Annotated in this window: 14 protein-coding genes and 6 pseudogenes; 8 read left to right on the top strand and 12 right to left on the bottom strand. The window is 60.4% G+C overall.

Annotation, left to right across the window (positions count from 1 at the left end; genetic code table 11):
* Positions 1-21: 21 nt before the first annotated feature.
* Genes QA640_RS45485 through QA640_RS45465 form a run of 5 tightly spaced genes read right to left on the bottom strand, consistent with a single transcriptional unit; the run spans position 22 to position 4,642 of the window.
* A complete protein-coding gene (locus QA640_RS45485) occupies positions 22-726 on the bottom strand; it encodes an ABC transporter ATP-binding protein (protein ID WP_283043786.1) in 705 nt (234 codons plus the stop codon).
* The gene (locus tag QA640_RS45480; RefSeq protein ID WP_283043785.1) at positions 719-1,453 is read right to left on the bottom strand and encodes an ABC transporter ATP-binding protein; all 735 of its coding nucleotides are present in this window, start codon (positions 1,451-1,453) and stop codon (positions 719-721) included. Before QA640_RS45480 ends, QA640_RS45485 begins: the two co-directional genes overlap by 8 nt.
* Before the next feature lie 17 nt (positions 1,454-1,470).
* Entirely contained in the window at positions 1,471-2,526 is a 1,056-nt protein-coding gene (locus QA640_RS45475; protein ID WP_283043784.1) for a branched-chain amino acid ABC transporter permease, read from the bottom strand.
* 2 nt (positions 2,527-2,528) lie between these two features.
* Complete coding sequence (locus QA640_RS45470) at positions 2,529-3,782, bottom strand: ABC transporter substrate-binding protein (RefSeq protein ID WP_283043783.1); 1,254 nt, start codon at positions 3,780-3,782, stop codon at positions 2,529-2,531.
* Between the two features lie 2 nt (positions 3,783-3,784).
* Positions 3,785-4,642 carry a branched-chain amino acid ABC transporter permease gene (locus QA640_RS45465; RefSeq protein WP_283043782.1) on the bottom strand — a complete coding sequence of 286 codons (858 nt, stop codon included), beginning with the start codon at positions 4,640-4,642 and terminating at the stop codon, positions 3,785-3,787.
* 252 nt (positions 4,643-4,894) lie between these two features.
* Between QA640_RS45465 and QA640_RS45460 the strand changes: the two genes are divergently transcribed.
* The 5 genes and pseudogenes from QA640_RS45460 to QA640_RS45440 all read left to right on the top strand — a co-directional run.
* Complete coding sequence (locus QA640_RS45460) at positions 4,895-10,495, top strand: ATP-binding sensor histidine kinase (RefSeq protein WP_283043781.1); 5,601 nt, start codon at positions 4,895-4,897, stop codon at positions 10,493-10,495.
* 585 nt (positions 10,496-11,080) lie between these two features.
* On the top strand, positions 11,081-11,302 hold the full coding sequence (locus tag QA640_RS45455; protein ID WP_283043780.1) for a hypothetical protein: 222 nt from the start codon (positions 11,081-11,083) through the stop codon (positions 11,300-11,302).
* 1,375 nt (positions 11,303-12,677) lie between these two features.
* Positions 12,678-12,932, top strand: coding sequence for a hypothetical protein (locus QA640_RS45450; protein ID WP_283043779.1), 255 nt, complete (start codon positions 12,678-12,680; stop codon positions 12,930-12,932).
* Positions 12,933-12,953: 21 nt separating this feature from the next.
* Positions 12,954-13,272: pseudogene (locus QA640_RS45445) on the top strand (PilZ domain-containing protein).
* A 74-nt stretch (positions 13,273-13,346) separates the two neighbouring features.
* Positions 13,347-13,514, top strand: a pseudogene (locus QA640_RS45440) (transposase); the annotation flags it as partial.
* A 688-nt stretch (positions 13,515-14,202) separates the two neighbouring features.
* On the opposite strand, the pseudogene QA640_RS45435 reads toward QA640_RS45440, so the two are convergent.
* Positions 14,203-15,317: pseudogene (locus QA640_RS45435) on the bottom strand (IS91 family transposase); the annotation flags it as partial.
* Positions 15,318-15,363: 46 nt separating this feature from the next.
* Between QA640_RS45435 and QA640_RS45430 the strand changes: the two are divergent.
* On the top strand, positions 15,364-16,011 hold the full coding sequence (locus QA640_RS45430; RefSeq protein WP_349253788.1) for an IS66 family transposase: 648 nt from the start codon (positions 15,364-15,366) through the stop codon (positions 16,009-16,011).
* Here QA640_RS45430 and QA640_RS45425 read toward each other — a convergent pair whose 3' ends face one another.
* The 6 genes and pseudogenes from QA640_RS45425 to QA640_RS45400 all read right to left on the bottom strand — a co-directional run.
* On the bottom strand, positions 16,012-16,449 hold the full coding sequence (locus tag QA640_RS45425; RefSeq protein ID WP_283043778.1) for a hypothetical protein: 438 nt from the start codon (positions 16,447-16,449) through the stop codon (positions 16,012-16,014).
* A gap of 184 nt (positions 16,450-16,633) precedes the next feature.
* A complete protein-coding gene (locus QA640_RS45420; protein ID WP_283043777.1) occupies positions 16,634-16,948 on the bottom strand; it encodes a hypothetical protein in 315 nt (104 codons plus the stop codon).
* Positions 16,949-17,022: 74 nt separating this feature from the next.
* A complete protein-coding gene (locus tag QA640_RS45415) occupies positions 17,023-17,220 on the bottom strand; it encodes a hypothetical protein (protein ID WP_283043776.1) in 198 nt (65 codons plus the stop codon).
* 484 nt (positions 17,221-17,704) lie between these two features.
* Complete coding sequence (locus tag QA640_RS45410; RefSeq protein WP_283043775.1) at positions 17,705-18,067, bottom strand: addiction module antidote protein; 363 nt, start codon at positions 18,065-18,067, stop codon at positions 17,705-17,707.
* A 1-nt stretch (position 18,068) separates the two neighbouring features.
* Positions 18,069-18,358 (bottom strand): annotated as a pseudogene (locus tag QA640_RS45405) (type II toxin-antitoxin system RelE/ParE family toxin).
* Between the two features lie 237 nt (positions 18,359-18,595).
* Positions 18,596-18,814: pseudogene (locus QA640_RS45400) on the bottom strand (conjugal transfer protein TraG); the annotation flags it as partial.
* On the opposite strand from QA640_RS45400, the pseudogene QA640_RS45395 reads away from it, so the two are divergent.
* Positions 18,810-19,201 (top strand): annotated as a pseudogene (locus QA640_RS45395) (IS481 family transposase); the annotation flags it as partial. The pseudogenes QA640_RS45400 and QA640_RS45395 overlap by 5 nt on opposite strands.
* Positions 19,202-19,687: 486 nt before the next feature.
* Positions 19,688-20,809: a hypothetical protein gene (locus tag QA640_RS45390; RefSeq protein WP_283043774.1), complete on the top strand. Its 1,122-nt coding sequence runs from the start codon at positions 19,688-19,690 to the stop codon at positions 20,807-20,809.
* Positions 20,810-20,813: the final 4 nt, after the last annotated feature.

Below are 20,813 nucleotides of genomic sequence, written 5' to 3'. Positions count from 1 at the left end.
TGGCGGCAAAGCCGCCTCTCTTCACGGCGAGAGATAGCGAAGCAGGTTGTCGTCGCCTCGGACCTGCGCGGATGGCCCCTCCAGCGCGATTGCGCCGCGATCCATGACATAGGCATACTCGGCGACATGCAGGGCAAGCTCGATATGCTGCTCCACCAGAATGATGCTGATGGATTTTGCGAGCGCTGTGAGCTGATCGGCAATCTCGTCGATCAGGCCGATCCAGACGCCCTCGGTCGGCTCGTCCAGCATGAGGAGCTTCGGACGTCCGACCAGCGCGCGCCCGATCGCGAGCATTTTCCGCTCGCCGCCGGACAGAGTGGCGGCCATCTGGCCGAGGCGTTGGCCAAGCTTGGGAAAGATCGCAAGAACCCGGTCGAGCCCCGACTTGTCCTTCTGGTTGATGGCACCGAGCAGCAGGTTTTCCCGCACGGTCATGCGGTCGAAAACGGCGTTCTCCTGCGGCACGTAGCCCAGACCACGACGGACGCGGCACTCGCTCGGCTCTTTCGCGGTGTGCTGCTGGTCGAACCGGATGACACCGCTGATCGGATTGATCTCGCCGGCGATGGTCTTGAGCAAAGTGCTCTTGCCGGCCCCGTTGCGGCCGAGGACGGCCACTGCCCCGCGCGCTGGCGCCAATATGGTCAGGTCAAAGAGAACCTGGCTGTGGCCGTAGCCGGCGTTGAGGTCTCTCACGTCGAGGAGGTAGGGTCCATCAGACACGGCTAGTATAGACCTCCTGGACCTTGGTCGAATTCTCGATCTCTTCGATGCTGCCCTCGTCCAGTACTCTGCCTTGATCGAGCACCGTCAGACGGTCGCACAGGTTCTTGATGAAGTCGATGTCGTGCTCGACGATGACCAGTGTGCAGTCCGATCTGATCGGACGCAACAACTCGCCCGTTACGCGACGTTCTTCCGGACTCATGCCTCCTGTCGGCTCGTCGAGCAGCAGCAGCTTCGGCCGGCACGCCAGCGCCAGCGCAATCTCGAGCCATTGCTGCTGGCCGTGGCTCAGCTCGCCCGCAAGATCGTCGGCGCGAGCGGCAAGTTTGAAGCGGTCGAGCGCCTCGATCACTTTGCCTTTGAGGATGCGGCGGGTGCCCGAGCCCAGCAGCGACAGCAAGCCTTCCGCGGATTGCAGCGCAAGCAGCACATTGTCGTAGACCGAGAGTTCAGGCAGCACCGAGGTGATCTGGAACTTGAGACTCAAGCCCGCGCGCACCCGCGCAAACGGCGGCAGCGTGGTTATATCCTTGCCATCGAAACGGATGCTGCCGCTGGTCGCGGGATGTGCGCCTGCAATCGCCTTCAGCAGTGTGCTCTTGCCCGAGCCGTTGGGCCCGATAAGACCGTGGAAGGTACCAGCGCGTACGGTGAGATCGACCCCGTCGAGCGCGCGGAGCTGACCGAACATCTTCTTGAGCGCCGCGACCTCCAACAATGCCATGAGGCTTCATCCTGCCGTTACGCGCCTTTGCGCCGTAAGCCGTAAGAGCCGATCCGTTCACGCGCACTGACTGCCAGGCCGAGAATGCCGCTCGGCTGGAATAGAATGATGCCAAGCAGAACGAGACCGAGAATGACCGGCCAGAACTGCCTGATGCTTTCGATGTCGGCGAGCACATAGGTCAGGACCTCGATCACGGCAGTGCCGATCACCGCTCCGATCAAGGTGCCGGAGCCCCCGAGCAGGCAATAGATCACGGCCTGGGTCGAAAGGCCGGGCCCCATATTGCCGGGACCGATGAAGCCCTGGTGATAGCTGTAGAGCGCACCGGCGATGCCGGAGATCATGCCAGCGAGGGAGAACACCAGCACCTTGAAGAGCTGGACGCGATAGCCGAGGAATGCGAGTCGCTCGTCGTTCTGGCGAATGCCGGCGAGGACCAAGCCGAATTGCGAGTGTACCAGCCCGCGGGCGGAGAGATAGACCGCGAGCAGGACGATGCACGCCAGCGTATAGAATTCGATACCCTCCACGAACTCGTAGGATCCCATCTGCAGGAGCTTCACAGCGGAAAGCCCGTTGCCGGCACCGACATATCGCCATCCCGAGACGAGACGCTCGGCCGCATAGGAGCCCGTGAGCGTACCGAGCGCCACGAAAATGGCGCTCGGGCGACGCCCCGAGAGCAGGAACAGTGCGACGACCAAAGCGAGCAACAGTCCGGTCAGCATCGCCAGCGGCAGCGTGAGCCAGATCTGGCTGAGGCCCAGATCGCGACCGATGAGCGCGATCACGTAGCCGGGGACGCCGAAGAACAGCGCCTGCCCGAAGGTCATGATGCCCGAAAAGCCCCAGCATAGATCGAAGCTGATCGCCAGCAGAGAAAGGATGACGATGTTGGTGATCAGCGTGATCAACTCGGGCCGCCCGCCGAGCGCAATCGGTGCGGCCACCATCACGACCAGCATTACGAGCTCGACCAGCGGCAGCGTGCGCAATGGCCGGCGCGGACTGCCCCGTTTGGATCGTTCACCGCGTGCGACACCGGATTGTGCGGAAACTGGCCGCTGCACGCCTAGCATTCCTTCGGGTCAACCATGGCCGCCTTGCTGATCACCTCGTACTTGGTCTTGCCGCCTTCGAGCCGGCAGACGGCGACATACATGTTCATCTTGCAATGCAACTTGCCCGGCACCATCTCGGCCGGCCCGCCCGGCCCGTTTTCGAGCCTGCTTGTATCCATCGCGGCGGCCACCTCCTCCCGCGCGAGCTTACCGCCGGTGGCCTTCACGGCGGCCTCGTAGAACTTCACGCCGCGATACATGCCGGTGGCGGCGCTGCCGGCAGTGAACGGGAAGGTCGTGTTAGGAAACTTCTTCGCGTACCCGGCCTGCAGTTCCCTGCTAAAGGGATCATCAATCGCCTGGAAATAGTCGAGACAGGTATAGAGACCTTCCATTTCCTCAGCCGCCACGTAGTTGAGCAGGTTCTCATCGAAGTAGACGCAGCTCAGGACTCCGCCGCTCTTCTGGAACCCGGACTCATAAAGCTGTTTGAAGAAGGGCTGCAGCCCGGGTGGTATGATGGTATTGAAGACACAGTCGACTTTGCCGTCGCGAACCTTCCCGATCGTTGCCGAATATTCCAGCTGATCGAGCGGGTAATATTCCTCGAACACCACCTCTCCGCCATTCGCCTCGATGACCTTGCGGGCATATTTGTTGAGGAGCTGCGGCCACACATAGTTGGCCGACGGCATGGCGAACCGCTTCTTCCCGACTGTCTTGATCAGATGGGGAATCAGCTCGTCGCATTGCTGCGCCGGCGTTGGGCCGGTGCAGAACAGGTACTTTGTACATTCCTGTCCTTCATAGAGCTGCGGATAGATGTAGAGGGTGCGACCGCGGTTGACGATCGGGTCCTTGATCGCCTGGCGCATTGCGCTGGTGATGCCGCCTAGCACGACATCGACTTTGCGCTCTTGAATGAGTTTGCGGACGTTTCCGACGGCTATTTTAGGATCCGAGGCGGTATCCTCAAGATAGAGCTCGACGGGACGGCCGAGAATCCCGCCGCCCTGGTTGATCTGCTCGACTGCATATTGCGCCACCTGCCAGTTGGCGTTGCCACCCGGCGCAATCGGCCCGGTGATGTCGGTCGCAATGCCCATCTTGATCGGGCCTTCGGCATGCGCCCATCTGGGACGAAGCAGGAAGCCGCTGGCAATCCCGCCCAACCAGCCGGCTGCCGTCAGCGCTGCGCCTCCGCGAAGCAGCTGGCGACGATCGATTCCCTGCGGTTGTTGCATGCGCAAAAAGTTCTGGGACATGACTAGAACCTCCCCTTGGCGATCAGGCCATGCGGCCTGAACTTCACAATGGCGAGCGCGATGATGAAAACGAGCGGATCAGCAAGGACAGGAAATACTAGCCAGGGCAGTCCGGCCGCCATTCCGCCGATCACCGTGGCGCCGAGGACCGGTCCTTCGAAGCTGCCAACGCCGCCCAACATGACCGACAAGAAAGCCTGCACCAGAAAGCGAATGCCGACATCGGCGGAGAGCCCGTAAAGGGGCACGATCAATGCGCCGGCAAGGCCCGCCAGCGCCGACCCGAATGCGAAGGTGAAGGCATAGAGTCGTGCCGTCGAGATGCCGCAGGCGCGCGCCAGCATCGGATTTTCGAGCGCGCCGCGTATCCGCAAGCCGATCGCGGTGCGGGCCAGGAAAAACCAGCTCGCCAGCATCACGATGAGCGTAATGCAAATTATGACCGTGCGCCACACCGAGAAGTCGAGGCCGGCGAGAGAGACAACGCCGGCGACAGGTTCAGGTATCGCTTTGTAGTGACCACCGAGGAGTCCGCGAATGATCTCTCGTACGACGAGTCCGATCGCGAAAGTTGCCAGCATCGCCATAATCGGATTGGCATAAAATCGGCGGATCACCGCGCGTTCGACCCCAAAGCCAACGAGCCCGAGCACGAACGGCGCTGCCACGATTCCCAGCCACAAGGGCCACGTGCGCTCGTGAAAAACATACAACGTGTAAGCGCCGAGGAGGACGAACTCGCCATGGGCGAAGTTGAAGACACCCATCATGCTGGCGATCACTCCGAGCCCAAGCACGATGAGAACCATCACGGAGGTGAAGGCCAGGATGTCGAAGGCGAGCTTGATATCGGCTTCCATTGCGGGTTCCGATCGGCTCAGAGCGAGGCAAGGAGTCTTACCATGGGGTCCCGGCTCTGAATACCTGCCCTTTTCCGCTCGGCATCAAACGTAACGTCGCAGAGCCGCCTCCTGATCTGCAGTTGTATCGGCGGCAAGCGGGAGCTTGATGCGGCCCGAAACAGATTGCGGAACTGCCGAACCTTGTCTTAAAGTGAGATGCGGTGGTCAACTGCAATCTGGTGCAACGTCGACTGGATCGGGCCAGATTCCGTGGAGCAGATATCATCCCTGTTCGGCATTGAGACGAATGCCGACTTCCACGTTGCTTGGCAGGACGACGAACTTGTGTTCTACAGACGGGACCGGCAGTGCGCTGACGCGCCGTCTGTGCTGGCCGTGCTTCCGCGCTCGGAGCACCCGAGGCCGCTCGTTCTCGAACGGCTCGCCCACGAATATGCGTTAAAGGATGAGCTGAGCGGCGTGTGGGCCGTGCGTCCGCTCGCGTTCGTGCGCGAGCAAGGCCGCGTGATGCTCACGCTCGAGGATCCCGGAGGCTGTCCGCTCGAACAGCTTCTCGGCGTGCCGATGGAAATCGAAAGATTCCTTGCGCTTGCCGTCGGCATAACCGCCACCCTCGCCAAAATGCACCAACGGAGCCTCGTTCATAGGGACGTCAACCCCCGCAACATCCTCGTGAACGAGGCGGCGGGAAACATACGCCTCTCCGGATTCGGCATGGCCTCCCGCCTGCTTCGGGAGCGCCAGTCGCCGGGCCCTCCCGAAATCATATCCGGGACTTTGGCGTATATGGCGCCCGAACAGACCGGTCGAATGAATCGCTCGATCGATTCGCGAACCGATTTGTATGCGCTGGGCGTCACGTTCTATCGAATGTTAACCGGCACCCTGCCGTTTTCGGCCGGCGATCCCATTGAATGGATCCATTGTCATATCGCCAAGGAGCCGGAGCCCCCGAGCGAGCGGCTCAAAAGTATCCCGACCCCGGTCTCGGCAATCGTCATGAAGCTTCTGGCTAAGAACGCCGAGGAGCGCTACCAGACCGCAGCCGGTGCCGGGAGTGACCTCGAACATTGTCTCGTCGAATGGCGCGCACATGCCTGTATCGCCGACTTCCAGCTCGGCGAGCAGGACATGCCGGATCGGCTGACTGTCCCCGAGAAGCTATATGGTCGCGAACAGGAGGTCTCCGCCCTCATTACCGCCTTTGATCGCGTCGCCAAGGGAGGGCGGGCCGAGCTGGCGCTCGTGTCGGGCTATTCGGGGGTCGGCAAGTCCGCTGTCGTGAATGAGCTGCAGAAGGTGGTGACGCCCCCGCGCGGACTGTTCGCTACCGGCAAGTTCGACCAGTTCAAGCGCGATATCCCATATTTGACCTTCGCGCAGGCATTCCAGAACCTGATCCGTTCACTGCTTGCACGAACGGAAGGCGAACTGCGCACCTGGCGCGACGCATTTGGCAACGCCTTGGGCATGAACGGGCAGATGATGGTGGACCTCGTCCCTGATCTGAAGCTCATCATCGGAGAGCAGCCACCGCTTCCCGAACTTCCGCCGAAGGAGGCCCGGCAGCGGTTCGAGGTCGTGCTTCGGCGCTTTATCGGCGTATTCGCGCGGCCCGAGCATCCGCTCGCTCTGTTTTTCGAGGATCTGCAGTGGGCCGACACGGCAACTCTGGAGTTGCTCGGGGATCTTCTGACGCAGAGCGAGTTGCGCAATCTGCTGCTGATCGGCTCCTACCGCAGCAATGAAGTCGACGACGCCCATCCGCTGATGGCCAAGCTCGATGCGATCCGCAGCGCCGGCGCAGCCATCATCGAGATTTCCCTTGGTCCTCTCAGCCTCGAGACCCTGCAGAGATTGGTGGCGGATGCACTGCGCTGCGAACCCGTCGAGGCCGCAGCGCTTGCGCAACTCACATACAACAGAACGCTCGGCAATCCATTCTTCGCCATTCAGTTTCTGACCGGCCTCGCCGACGAAGAGCTCATCCAGCATCACGGGCGCGGAACAACCTGGCAGTGGAGCCTCGATCGTATCCGTGCCAGGCCCCACACCGACAATGTCGTCGACCTGATGATTGCCAAGATGAAGCGTCTCCCGGTCAACACGCAGAGACTGCTGACACTGCTTGCATGCATGGGAAGCCTTGCCCAGAGGAGAACCCTGGAGATCGCCTATTTCGGCCCACGCGAGAGGCTTGAAGACGCCCTGCTCGATGCAACCCGGGCCGATCTCTTGTTGCCTATGGACGGTTCATACAAGTTCCTGCACGACCGGATTCAGGAGGCCGCCTACAAGTTGATCGACGAGAAGCAACGGACGGCGACCCACGTTCGGATCGGACGGACGCTTCTCGCCCACCTGACGCATGATGAGATCGCCGCGCAACTGTTCGAGATAGTCAATCAACTCAATCATGGCATCGTGGCCGTCGCCGACGACCAGACACAGCGCAGTACCGCAACGTTCGGCGACGGCGGAACTCTCTTCGACCGCTCTGAACGATTGGCCGTTGCCGCGCTCAACTTGCGCGCCGCACGCCGCGCCAAATCATCGAACGCCTATGCTTCGGCCTGCGTGTACCTGAAGGCGGGAATGGCTTTGTTGGCGCCCGACCTCTGGCAAGCCGATTACGAGCTCGTGTTCGGGCTTCATCTCGAACGGGCCGAGTGCGAGTTCCTGAGCGGCAATCCAGACATAGCCCGGCGGCTCATCCCAGAGCTGCTCGAACGCGCGGCTTCGAAAGTCGACCAAGCAGCCGTTTATCGTCTTAAGATCGTTATCCATGTGATGACCTCGGAGTACCAGCGCGCCGTCGAGAGTGCTCTCGTATGTCTTTCTCTGTTCGGGATCGAAATGCCGGCCCATCCGAGCGACGAGCAGGTCAAGAGCGCGTATGAGGAGGTCTGGCACAATCTGGGCCAGCGAACCATCGAGAGTTTGATCGATCTCCCACTCATGAGCAATCTGGACATGCTCGCGGCAATGGCCGTGCTCTCCGACCTTTCAGCGCCAGCACACGTCACCGACGTGAATTTGATGCGGCTCAATACTTGCTATCTGGTCAATCTGAGCCTGAAATTCGGCGCCACGTCGGCCTCGACCTTTGGCTTCGCATGGTTCGGCGTTCTTCTTGGCCCCGTATTCCATCGCTATGGGGATGGGTATCGTTTCGGCGAGCTTGCCGTGCGCCTCGCCGAGAAGCACGCGTTTGTGGCGCATAGGGCCAAGGTCAACCTCGCCAGGAGCCTGCTCGGGTTCTGGAGCCGGGACATCACGTCGGCAGTCGATTTCACCGGTGTGGCCTTTCAGGCAGCACTCGACACGGGTGACTATACTTTTGCCTGCTACAGTCTCAATTATAGGATCGAGGCTCTTCTCGCGCGCGGGGATCACCTCGATGAGGTCTGGAAAGAAGCAGAGGCGGCGCTTGCCTTTGCGCGCAGAGTCAATTTTCGCGATGCGGCTGACATCATCGTCGGCCAGCAGCGGCTCATTCAGAATATGCGAGGTCTGACCACCAATTTTTCGAGCTACAACGACGCGGAATTCGAGGAGACGGCATTCGAGGCACAGTTGACCCCCGACCGTATGGCAACGATGGTCTGCTGGTACTGGGTGCTGAAGCTGCAGGCCCGTTTCATCTCCGGGGACTTCGAGGCGGCGGTCGCGGCGGCCGACAAGGCGCGAGCGCTGTTGTGGTCTTCGGACGCCCAGATTCACGCCGCCAAGCTATGCTTCTATGACGCGCTTGCGACTGCGGCCATTTGCGGACCGGTCGGGACCGCGCACCGCGATAGGCGGCTGGCCGCGCTCAGGGCCCATCTTAGCCGATTGGGGGAATGGGCTGACAATTGCGCGGCGATCTTTGGCGAGCTGCACGCCCTTGTCGCTGCCGAAGTTGCTCGCGTCGAGCAACGGGAGCTGGATGCCGAGCGGCTCTACGAGGAAGCCATCCGGCTTGCGCGCAAGAGCAGCTTCACTCAGGACGAAGCCCTCTGCAACGAGCTGGCTGGACGATTCTACTCGGGGCGCGGCTTCGAAACGATTGCCCAGACCTATTTCCGAAATGCGCGGTACTGCTATGTCCGCTGGGGTGCTCTCGGCAAGGTCAAGCAGCTCGACGAGGAATATCCGCTTCTTCGGGAAGCAGGTGCGCTGCCCGCCGGGGGTGGCGCGATCGGCGCGCCGCTGGAATACTTGGATCTCGCCACCGTCATCAAACTGTCGCAAGCCCTCTCGAGCGAAATCGTCTTTGAGAAATTGATCCAGAAGCTCATGACGATCGCCGTCGAGCATGCGGGTGCGGACAGGGGGATCCTGATCCTCCCCACCGGTGACAACGTCCAGATCGAAGCGGAAGCCACCACTCGCCGCGACGGCATCGAAGTTTGTCTGGCCACGAAGCCCGCCATGGGATCGCAGCTTCCATTGACGATGCTGCAGTATGTGCTGCGGACGCGCGAGAGCGTGGTCCTTAGTGACGCTTTTGCTCACAATGAATTTTTATCCGATGACTACATCAGGACGAAGCGGTGCCGTTCGGCGTTCTGCCTACCCTTGCTGCGACAAACAAGGTTGATCGGTGTTTTGTATCTCGAAAATACCCTGGCCAAAGGCGCATTCTCGCCTGCGCGGGAATCGCTGCTCAAGCTGCTTGCGTCCCAGGCGGCAATCTCGCTCGAAAATAGCCATCTGTACCGCGAATTGGCAGAACGCGAACGCAGGATCCGCCGTCTTGTCGACGCTAATATCATCGGTATTGTCATCTTTGACTTCGAAGGTCGGATCATTGAGGCCAATGACACCTTTCTCCGCATGTTGCAGTTCGAGCGTGACGATTTCGACTCCGGCCGCGTACGCTGGACCGACCTGATTCCGCCCGAATGGCGCGACCGGGCTGCGCAGGCATTGGAAGCGGTAAAAACGACCGGTGCGACACAGCCATTCGAGCGGGAGTATCTTCGCAAAGATGGCAGCCGTGTGCCCGTACTAATCGGCGCGGCGAGCTTCGAGGACGGCGCCGACGAAGGAGTTGCTTTCGTGCTCGACTTGAGCGAACGCAAGCGCGCCGAACGTGCCCTTCGCGAGTTGCAGAACGAGTTCGCCCACGCAAACCGCGTCGCCACGATGGGGCAACTCGCGGCCTCGATCGCACACGAAATAAGCCAACCGATCGCAGCAGTAGCCACTAATGCCGCTGCGGCGCAGCGCTGGCTTGCCAAAACGCCGCCGAATCTCGACGAAACTCGTCATACGATCGAACAGATTGGCAGCGATGCGCGCCGCGCGACCAACATTATCAGCGGGATCCGCGCTCTCTTCAAGAAATCGGCGCCACGAAAGGATTGTTTCGACCTCAACGAGGCTGTCCGCGAAATCAGCGATCTGACCGGGGCGGAAGCGATCAAGCACGGCGTGTCGCTACACACCAGGCTTGCGGGAGGCCTGCCAGCAATCGAAGGAGATCGAGTCCAGTTGCAGCAGGTGATGCTCAACTTGGTTCTCAACGCAACCGAAGCAATGAGCGGCGTTGACACCGGCCCGCGGCAGTTGGTCATCAGAACTGAAGCGATCGAAACAGATTCAATCAAGGTCGCAGTCGAGGATTCCGGTCCCGGGCTCGATCCGGAGAGCTTCGAGATGGTCTTCACCCCCTTCCACTCAAGCAAGCCGAGTGGCCTCGGCATGGGACTCTCGATTTGCCGGTCAATCATTGAATCGCATGGCGGTCGAATATGGGTGTCTGCAAACAGACCGCGCGGAGCCGTCTTTCAGTTTACGATCCCCTTTCGCGGAGGCAGCGCAGGTCCTCTGCAATCTGGGTATGAACAGAACCCACCACGTTAATCACAACCGGCTTCCAATTGCGCTCGCCGAATAGTGCCCTCGCGTCCGCTTTGCGCCATAACCGGCCGATTTGCATGCCCAAGCTGAAGCGGAAGCGCGTTATCGGCAAGGCCTCTCGCAATACTAAGCGTACGCCCGCTGGGCGTCTCTCGGCGCAAGCCTGGACCGCCAGGAGCGAGCTCGCGCCGATCTGTGAAATGACACGCGATAGGACAGCAAACATCGCCGCCCTGATACCGCCGGCCCGGGTCACAGCTTCGAATGCGGTTCCTGATCCGCTGCCTGCAGTCCCCGCAGGCTCTTGATCCAGGATAACCATGGCTACCCATCTCGTAGCCGCGACCGAACAACGCACTCATGTATGACCTACCTATTAGATCAGTGCTTTTAGACTTTCAGAGGCCGCTTTCGGGCGGCCTTTCTGCTGTGGCACGTGACAGTAGATTGGCATTTCCGTCTCGGTGGCGGGCTGTCGCTCTCGCCGTGCCCAACTTCATCGATTTCCGGGAATTCCCCTTCTCTGCCGGCAACGCGCTATGATGAATTCACCGGAACGAATACGGGCAACCAAAGTTGATAGGCGCTATGGTCAAGCCCTCGCCCGGAATGCGCAGAGTGTTGAGGCAGGCGCACCTGTACGGCCGCCTGGTCGCCTACAATGGGAAGCTGTATTCCCCCGGCGACAACCACCGTTTATGCAGCGAGGAGACCGCAATCGCGATGGTCAAGGCAGGCTGGCTCAGGCATCGGGGCGAGGATTACGAGGTTACGCCCGACGGCCTAAGGGCCGATGCGCGGCGCGAATAACTTGGTCTGACCAGCGCGTCCGCCTCACGCAGAAGAAAATGCAGTGGGCCTGCCCGATGAAATGACGTTTGCGAGGACTGCGGTTGGGTGTGCGAAAATCACCCCCATAAGCCGGGGGAACGCATGAACAAGTGCTGCGGCGCTGGGGCGCATCCCCATCCGTAGTTTTCCCAAGTGGTCCGGCTGTCGCAGTTCGAGTAGCGCTCCAATTGGCATGCAAGTCCATATCAATTCCCAGCAACCTAATGCGAGCGCGAAATGATGCCGCTCGGACAATTGCCTCCAATCGGAGGCAGGAGAGCCGTGCGCGTCTATAAGTGCCTTCGCTGCCAGCGGATCACATCGACGCCGGTTCAGGACTGAGGCGAGGCTCGAAGTGCCTGGAGCCCGGCCCTCATGATCCTCAGCAGCCGAACATCAGGTTGTTCGGCTACGGGGCGACGCCGGGACCGAGATGACGCTCTGCGCTGGAGCATGCGACCGCCACCGCCGCGCAGGCGACCGCCGGTCACGAACATTTACGTCATCGCCGCTCTCGCGACGAATGTGCAATGCACAGCACACAACCTCAGCCACGGCTAATGGGTCAGGCTCTTGATACCGACTTTCATCGCATAGTCCTAGAACGCACCGGCTCCAATATGACAACTGCATGACACAGGGATGCCGCAGACGCCGGCTGATCCTTGTATTCAACATGAGTAAAAGATAGAGATTGTGCTACGCAACGTGCGTGGAGAAGAGCACCTTTTGCTGCGCCAGTGCTTGAGCGGCAACTGCATCGATACTGGCATTTGCACTTACTCTCTTCCCTTACTCGCCGCGCAATCCCGCCGCGGCCTCACACACCAACATTTATCCGCTCGTACAAACGAGGACTCAACGTTGAGCCGACGCACAGTTGGAATGCCCGAGGCCGATGAATTGAAAGACATGACGAGGTTGTTAGCAAGCTTATGGGAAGCCGCGCAACGGCTTCCTGAGGGATCAGAGCGGCAGGATGCGTTCAGACGGATCGGTAGCTTCCATAGCCGGGTGGCGGCATTAATTGCACGCGCCCTTTAGGATCTCAGGGACGTCGTCTCGGGCTCTGCGGTGGCTACCGATCCAACTCGCGCCGGAAGATTGCTATTTGGAAGTTGGCGAATTTGATAAGACTGGCATTATGCCATTGGGTTTTCCATGCCGTCGAAAATTGGGGTTTGGCACGATGCTTGGGCCAATGAGCCGATTTTGATTTATCCGACGCACTGGAGGATCTGGCGCGCGCCAACAAGTTGGTAAGCTGATTTTTGCGGACGCGCGTCCTTTTTGAAGAGGTGGAACCACGTTGTGAAGACAGCGCTTTGCTTCGCTATATTGCTCATTCCCACTCTTGCGCCCGCTCAAGGCGCAACACCGGCAAAGCGACCGACAGTTGGCGCGAAGCCGCTCGTTCCTCGAAATTCAAACAACGGACGACGCCCGCCAGGCCATTTTTCTTCTTGAACTCGCGAATAATTGCATCCGGCTGATCATCGGGCAGACCAATTTGGATGAAGAGATCAGAAAGTCGCTACTTGCTCAGTCTGCGATGATCGATATGCGCATTGAAACCGCGCGCAGGAATGCATCTATTTTGAAAAATTGATTGAAACATTGGGAATTTCAGATGATTGGAAACAATCGCAAGGCAAACCGCGTTCGGTTTGACCACAAACATACCGTTAGGATTATGGGAGCAGATGGAACATGGCAGCGACGCTGCATTCTTTCTCGACGCATCTGAAAGCGGTGCAAAACTTGAGGTCGAGGACTCAACCGATCCTCTAGAGGCACAAGAATTTTTCCTCGTTCTGTCCTCCACTGGTCTGGCATTTCGGCGGTGCGAACTGATTTGGGTCGATGGATCTCAGGTCGGAATTCATTTCGTCACGGCGAAGGCAACGGGGAAGGCGAGAGAAGAGAAACATCTCGTTCGTTCAGAATAGGACGAGCCTTTTGACCTTGCCCCCTGGACTTAATCCAGATTGAAGTTCGCTCTGGCCCATATGAGGACCAGAGCATGAAGCGCAGCCGCTTTACGGAAGAGCAGATCATCGGGATTTTGAAGGAGCACGAGGCTGGCGTGTCGGTTGCCGATCTGTGCCGGAAGCACGGCGTCAGCGATGCCAGCATCTACAAATGGAAAGCCAAGTTTGGCGGGATGGAGGTCCCGGAGGCCAAGCGGCTAGTCTTACCGGATCAAGTCGCAAGCGCGTCATCCAGTTCGCGGCAGCGCACCGCATTCCTTTTATGTATGAGGGCGATTTTATTGTTCGCGAAGGAGGACTCCTCTCCTATGGTCCCGATCTGACCGAAGTTGGCGAGCGTCAAGCCTCGCTCCTCGACAAGATTTTGCATGGGGCAAATGCGCGATCTCCCGTTCGAGCGACCGACGCTGTTCACGCTTGCAGTGAACCTCACAACGCAAAAGCACTCGGGCTTGCAATTCCGCCCACCATGCTCGCGAGAGCCAACGAGGTGGTCGAATAGCACGTATTTGCTGCACTGCATGAGTCCGGAGTTGTGCAGGTTTTCGGACGCCGGCAACAAGGAGGCTCCGCAGGCTCAACTGACCGGTGGCCGAAAAGCGCCAAGGCACGAAGTCGCGGGAAGTTGGGCACCGGCTCGGCAGCGGGCGCTATGGAGATTTAATGCCGGCGCCGATGTCGATGATGGACGGGACGCCAGGACAACGCCAGCTGTATATCTGCACATACGCGAGGTCGGGCGAGTCCAGGAGGCATTTTGGCTGGTGTTCGGATCGCATCAACGTGTGATCCGTGCACTGATAGATGTGATTGGGCTGAGGGAGATCGCCGCCGGCGTGGCGCCAGCGTATCGGAAGCGGGAGCCGCTTCGCTTGCAGGCGGTCTGGCTCATGACGTGTCGATCCTGATCAGTGTCGGCCGCCAGCTTGGCTGGCAGCCGGGCGCGAAGGTCTCGATGACGATCATGCGCGCGCCACAGCACGGGCATGGGTAGGGCAGCACGCGCGGGGTGCCCGAAGCAACATCTGGCTGCTCTTGCGGGTCGGCGTCAGGCGGCGCGACATTGAGGAGTGCGCGGGCTGTCGCGATGCTTTGGGCACGGTTGGTGGAGGCAAAGAGTCCGTAGTGGCGGATGCGGTGGAAGCCCTTGGGGAGCACGTGCATCAGGAAGCGTCTGATGAACTCGTGCGGCAGAAGCCGCATCGTCTTCCAGCGGTTCGGACCGGTGACGCGATAATCCTTCCAGCGGAACGCGATGCCGGCATCGTCAGCTGCAACGAGGCGGCGGTTGGAGATGGCGACCCGATGGGTGTAACGGGAGAGATAGCGCAGCACCTGCTGAGGCCCCGCGAACGGCCGCTTGCAGTATACCACCCACTTGATGTGCCGCAGCGGGGCGATGAAGCGCTTGAACGTTCGCTTGTCGGTGAGCGCGGCATGGGTGTTGAAGAACTTCAACTCGCCGGCGTGGTGGGCATGCATGAGCATCGCCAACATCTTGCCCTGGAACAGGCGCGCCAGCACGTTAACATGCATCAGGAAGTTGGAACGCGCGGCGAGCCATCGCGCACCATCGAGCGACAGGCCTCCGCCCGGCACGATCATATGCACGTGTGGATGATCATATGCACGTGTGGATGATGGGTGAGTGCCGAACCCCAGGTGTGCAGCACGGCGGTGATACCGATCCGCGCGCCGAGGCGCTTGGAATCGCGTGCGATCGCGATCGTCGCCTCAGCCGCCGCCTTCATCAGCAGGTTATAGACCACACGCTTGTTTTGATAGGCGATGTCGCGCAACTCGCTCGGCAACGTGTAGACGACGTGAAAATACGGCACCGGCAAGGGCTCCGCTTCGCGGTCGGCGAGCCATCGGCGTGACGCCGCGCCTTGGCACTTTGGACAATGCCGGTTGCCGCAGGAGTTGTACGAGATCTCGGCATGGCCGCACGCCGCGTTCTCCCAGCGTGCGACATGGCCGCCGAGCGCCGCCGTGCGACAGCGCTAGCTGTTTGGGTTTCCAATCTAGCCGCAGCATGTCGTCCACTCCATCGGCTATGCCGCCTACAAGGGGCTGATCAATAACGGCGGTCGTCTGGTACAACTAGCGTTCTGCTTCGCGCATGCGCGGCGGAAGTTCTGGGACGTCCACGTCGCGACGAAATCGCCGATTGCCGCGGAAGCGCTGCAGCGGATCGCGACGTTCTACGCCGTTGAGGATCGCATTCGCGGTTTGCCGGCGACGACGCAGCGAGCGGCGGCGCGACAATCCGACACCAGACCGCTGATCGAGGACTTCAAGCCCTGGCTCGAGGCGCGACTGCTGGAAGTCTCGAAGAAATCCGGCCTTGGCAAGGCGATCCGCTACACCCTCAACCATTGGGAAGGCCTGACGCGCTTTATCAATGATGGGCGCATCGAGATCGACAGCAATACAGTCGAACGCAGCATCAAGCCGATCGGGTTGGGAAAGAAAAACTATCTGTTCGCAGGCAGTGAGGGCGGCGCCGAAACCTGGGCCACTCTCGCATCGCTCATCAACTCGGCAAAGCTTCACGGCATCGACCCGCGGCACTATCTCACTGATGTTCTCGAGCGCATCGTCTCCGGACGCACCAAGATCAATCAGCTGAACACGCTGCTGCCGTGGAATTGGAAAGCCGAGCGCGACGGTTCCGAGGCAAAGCTCGCCGCTTGATCAGTTCGACGGCAAGGCGTCGGGAACTTCCTGCGCATCGCTGGCGTCGTCGTAGATCTCTTCGCGGATCACGCGCAGTGTCACCTCGTGCAGATACACTTGCAGCGCACCCTCCAGCTCGGTGAACTCCGGCAGCAGGACTCGATCGACGAAGCCCCGTGACGCACGGACCATCACCGTGTTGCGTCGCTGCCGGCGATAACGAAACGGCCGCAGCCCATATCGGCGGCAAAGTGCCAGAAAAAGGTGCCGAGACCACTGGTCGGGAAGTGAGAATTGCTGTTCGATTGGTGGATCGTGGCGGGCGAGTTCTTCGACCCGGGCCCGCACCCGCCGCAGCGCGGCTTCCGCCGCAAGGCGCTCACCAGCAGTTCCGGCACCCACGAACAACGCTTCGATCTTCCGAAGCTTCTCGCGCAGCTGCGACTCGCTGGTCATTCTGATCCCCGATGCCCGCTCCGAACCGGGATCACCCCATCACCGCGCGCCGGCGGCGTCAATCATCCCGACCGCGCTATCCAGAGCATTCCGCGCAAGTCAAGCCCGGGCACCGGTGATCCTCTCGTGACGCTCACCATCAGCACATCGGCAAGAGCTCGGAGTCGGCGCGAGGGGGATGCGCTTATGACGTCACCTCCGCGGCCTTGCGGGCTGCTCCGATGGCCGCGATCCGCTCCGCGGCGGATAGACCGGACGTCGACTTCGCCGTTCCCTGACGGACGCCAAGCTTCCCCAAGCCCCTCAGCACCAGGCGCTCGGCCATCTCAGCCGCTTCATTGGCGATTGCGCGCAGCATCCGCCGGGCGCGGACGATGACTTGCGCGCTCAAGGTCTCGACCGCAATCCTCTCCGTCGCGCTCGGATCGCGCCCCAGATCGAAGAGATCGGCTTCAACTTGGCGCCGCTTGGCTTCGTCCTGCGCGGCAAGCTCGCGCATGTCGGTCTCCCCATGTGAGTAACGCACTCGTTGGCGCCGCACTGTGTGGGTAGGCGCCCACTCCAACCATCGGATTACTGTCTCTCGATGATGTTGGGCGGATCAGTTGGGTCGAGCGGCGATGGCGTCTCTTCGGCTGTAGCCTTGTCGGCCTTGTCATAATTCTGAAGGGCCAGGATGTGCAGGGCTTGTGCCTTTTCGGGATCGGACTCCGCGAGCGCCAGCCGCGCCGCGAGTTCGGCCTGTTTCAGGTAGTAGTCTGCGGACGGCACAAATACTCTCCAGTAGCTGGCGCCGCAAACGTCAGGGCCGGAGAATTGTTCCGGGCTCGGCGGACAAATATTTGAGACTACTGCTCTTGATACCAGTTGGGTCCGATGCTGCTCTTAGCTTTTGGCGAATCGCCTGAACGGCAGGCGCCAAAACAGCAAGGCCTCAGTCCCCCCAGCCCCGGCCTGAGGCCTTTTTGTTTGAAGTTGAGAAAGCGCGTCATTCATTCGCGCGCTTGAAGCGGCGCGTTCCTCAGAACGGATCCTCATATTCGTCAGGCTCTTCCATCTTTTGAAAAACTCTCCGAGCGTCTTTTGGAGCAGCCCACCCAGACGCCCGAGATTGGCGCCATTTGTTCACTCCGGAACGTTAAAGGACTAACCGGCGTATGGGCCGTCAGGACGCGTGCGTTTCCGGATAGAATTGAGTTTTAGGGCTCCATATCGAAGTCTGGACCGGACTCGGTGCGAAGGGCCGCCCTCCCCCTCAAGCGCGCTTCTTTGCCTTGGCGGCAGTAGCGCGCTTGCTGCCCAGGCGACCCATTGGCGACGAGGCAACAATCCGATCCTTTGCCACAAGAGTTATCTTGTAGCCAAGGACACCCGTTGCCTTGCTCAGTGTATCGAGCGTTGGATTGCCGCCCACGCGAAACGTCTTGTAGATCGCCTCGCGGCTCAGTCCGGTCTCGCGGGAGAACCTCGAAACTCCCCGAGCCTTGGCCAGATCTCCAATAGCGGCAGCAATGAACGAAGGATCATCGCTCTCAAGCGCTGCTTCTAGATAGGCGACCTGCTGATCCGGCGTCTTCAGGTAGTCCTGAACGTTGAACTTGGTTGTCTTAAGGGGCATATCAAACCTCCTTTGCCATTCGCTTGGCGGTCCTGATGTCCTTGTTCTGGGTCCGCTTGTCGCCACCGCAGAGCAGGATAACCACGGTGTTGCCCTGCTGAACGAAGTAAATGCGATACCCTGGCCCGTAGTCGATCTTCAGTTCGCTGACGCCTTCGCCAACCGGTTCACATCGCCCAGGTTGCCCAGTTCGAGACGGCGGACGCGGGCGGCGATCCGTGCAATGGCGTTCGCGTCTTTGAGTGCCCGGAGCCAATTCACAAAAGTGTCGGTCTGGCGGACTTCGAGCATGTGCATTGTAATACACAGCGCCGCAACTATTGTCAACTACAATACACAATCCACTCATCCCGAAGCCAGCGACAGGGGGGACGACTGCGGCGTCAAGAGGCGCCCGTGTCAGACATCTCTTATACCTTCATCATTCCGCGATGTGCCTGGTAGAGCGGTTGCATCGCGTTTCGGACTAGTAGGTCGGGTCCGATCGCGAGCCCGCAGGCAAGAGCGCGCTCATTGCAACAGCGGCGGCGCCCGGGTCGGTGCAAAGCACATGACGTGTTCCGGTCCGTCGTGGCGCGATAGTTGTTTTCGAGACGACCGTACAGGGCGGCCGCCTTGATTTCCTTCGGGATAGCCCACCGCGCCGAACCATAGGTCGTCAACCTGGCTTTGGCGCGCGCGCCACACCGAATTGACGATCGCAAAAAGCGCGCCTGCAATGCCGCCGCCTGCTGCGATGGCTCCGCCAGGCTTCAACAGCCTGCAGCAGCAAGAACGCTTCGAGGCTTTTGTCCACGAGTTCAACACCGAACGGCCCCACGAGGCGCTCGACATGAAGTGCCCTCCGAGCTCTACACGACCTCACCACGGGCCTATACCGGCCTGCCGGATCTGACCTATCCCTTCCATGATCGCGATGTGATGGTCACCACTTGCGGACGCCTGTGCTTGCATCGCAAGAAGATCAACATCTCCGTCGTGCTGGCCGGCCAGAAACTCGGCATCAAGGAGGTCGACGAGGGCATTTGGCTCGTCAGCTTCATGCACTACGATTTGGGATACTTCGACTTGGAACAGAGGACCCTGCAGCCCCTCGACAAGCCGTTCGGCACCAGGTTGTCACCCATGTCTTAGGTACGACCTGTTACCCATGTCTCCGGGCTGGACAGGGGGGAAAGGTGGTAGCGGGGGAGCGCTACCTACGTTCCCCCCGACAGGTCTCCTTCTTCCCTTGTGGGAAAAGGTTAGCTATTCGCGGCCATCCTTTGTTATTCGGAAGACCCTGTAACCCATTGAACCACGAACCTTTCTCGATACGTTCCCGTGAACGGCCGTTCGCCGCCATAAGCCAAGCCGGGGACCTTTACAGTACCGATTCCAGTATCGGCACCCGCGCTGGCAATCGAAAGCCAAACCGGGAAGCATCATGAAAGCCATCACACCGACGTACAGGTCCGCAATCTCAAACCCGCCGCCAAGGATTATCGCCGCACGGTCGGCGGCAACCTCTATCTGCTCGTCAAGAGCAACGGGTCGAAGCTCTGGCGCTACGACTACAAAATCGAAACCCGCAAGACGCTCGCCATCGGCGCCTACCCGGACTTCTCGCTGGCGGATGCGATGGCCACGCCCGCGATCTGGTCAAGCAGGGCATTGATCCGAAGGACAGACCGGCGGATCAAGGCGGAGGCGGAGGCCGCCGAGAGCCCTTTTTCCGCTGACGCCGACGCATGGCTCAAGACCAGCGAGGGCGGCGCCAAGAAGACCTATCTGCGCGACGAGTTGATGGTTCGCTATCTCAAGGACGGCGTCGAAGGCATCCCGGGCTTCGGCGCGGTGGCTACCGATCAGGTCGCCATGAGCCACATCCTGCCGCTGCTCAAGGCTTTCAATCATCCGACCCGGCGGCGCCTCTTCTGGGCGGCGCGGGACGTGATCGCCTATGCGAAGGTCCACGGCCATTTCCCGCAGGATCGCCCGTCGCCCTTCGCCGACATCGACATCAATGCCGGGTTCGCGCCGCACAAATCGAAGAAGCGGGCCGCGATCATCCAGCCCGATGGGTTTGGCGACCTCATTCGCCAGACCGATGATTTCGAGACCATCATCCCGTCGATGTCAGCGCGGCGCCGGAAACTGATCCGCTACGCCCTGCAATTGCTTGTGCTGACCTTCCTCCGCCCGGGCACAGTTGAGACGGCCGAGTGGGCCCACTTCCATTTCGGCAAGGAGGGCAATTTCTGGATCGTGCCTCTCGCGAAGCTCAAGATGCGCACCGAGCGCGCGGCGAAGGGCCACGAGGACGATTTCGTGGTGCCGCTCTCCCGTCAGGCAGTCGCGCTCTTGAGGGAATTGCGCACCGTCACGGGCACGAGCCGTTACCTGTTCCCCGGTGCCGAGCGCGCGGCCACCGCGAAGAAGAAAGCCAGCAGCGGTATGATCGCCGAGGGCAGTCTCAACGATGCGCTGCATTTGCTCGGGTACAAGGGGAAGCATTGCGCCCATGGCGTGCGATCGAGCGCCTCGACCATGCTCAACCGCGAGCGGGTCAACGGCCGCCGCCGGTTCGAGCAGGCGCTGGTCGAGATGCAGCAGGACCGCCTCGACGCATCGACCCGTGCGATTTACGACCGCGACGATCGCTTGCCCGAGCGCATCGAGCTTATGCAGTTTTGGGCAGACATGGTGGATACCATGCGCGGCGCTGGCGCACCGAAGCTGCGAATGGCGGCCGCCGCATAACAGC

It is taken from the genome of Bradyrhizobium sp. CB82 (genome assembly GCF_029714405.1).
In the GTDB taxonomy this organism is placed as follows: domain Bacteria; phylum Pseudomonadota; class Alphaproteobacteria; order Rhizobiales; family Xanthobacteraceae; genus Bradyrhizobium.
The sequence above is the reverse complement of the archived record's forward strand: the minus strand, read 5'-3'. Positions and strand labels throughout refer to the sequence as shown.

Bases quoted from the DNA above. Each gene is read 5' to 3' on its own strand.
- QA640_RS45470 (WP_283043783.1), bottom strand. From the start codon at position 3,782: ATGTCCCAGAACTTTTTGCGCATGCAACAACCGCAGGGAATCGATCGT.
- QA640_RS45465 (WP_283043782.1), bottom strand. From the start codon at position 4,642: ATGGAAGCCGATATCAAGCTCGCCTTCGACATCCTGGCCTTCACCTCC.
- QA640_RS45455 (WP_283043780.1), top strand. From the start codon at position 11,081: ATGGTCAAGCCCTCGCCCGGAATGCGCAGAGTGTTGAGGCAGGCGCAC.
- QA640_RS45410 (WP_283043775.1), bottom strand. From the start codon at position 18,067: ATGCCCCTTAAGACAACCAAGTTCAACGTTCAGGACTACCTGAAGACG.
- QA640_RS45425 (WP_283043778.1), bottom strand. From the start codon at position 16,449: ATGACCAGCGAGTCGCAGCTGCGCGAGAAGCTTCGGAAGATCGAAGCG.
- QA640_RS45420 (WP_283043777.1), bottom strand. From the start codon at position 16,948: ATGCGCGAGCTTGCCGCGCAGGACGAAGCCAAGCGGCGCCAAGTTGAA.
- QA640_RS45480 (WP_283043785.1), bottom strand. From the start codon at position 1,453: ATGGCATTGTTGGAGGTCGCGGCGCTCAAGAAGATGTTCGGTCAGCTC.
- QA640_RS45390 (WP_283043774.1), top strand. From the start codon at position 19,688: ATGGCCACGCCCGCGATCTGGTCAAGCAGGGCATTGATCCGAAGGACA.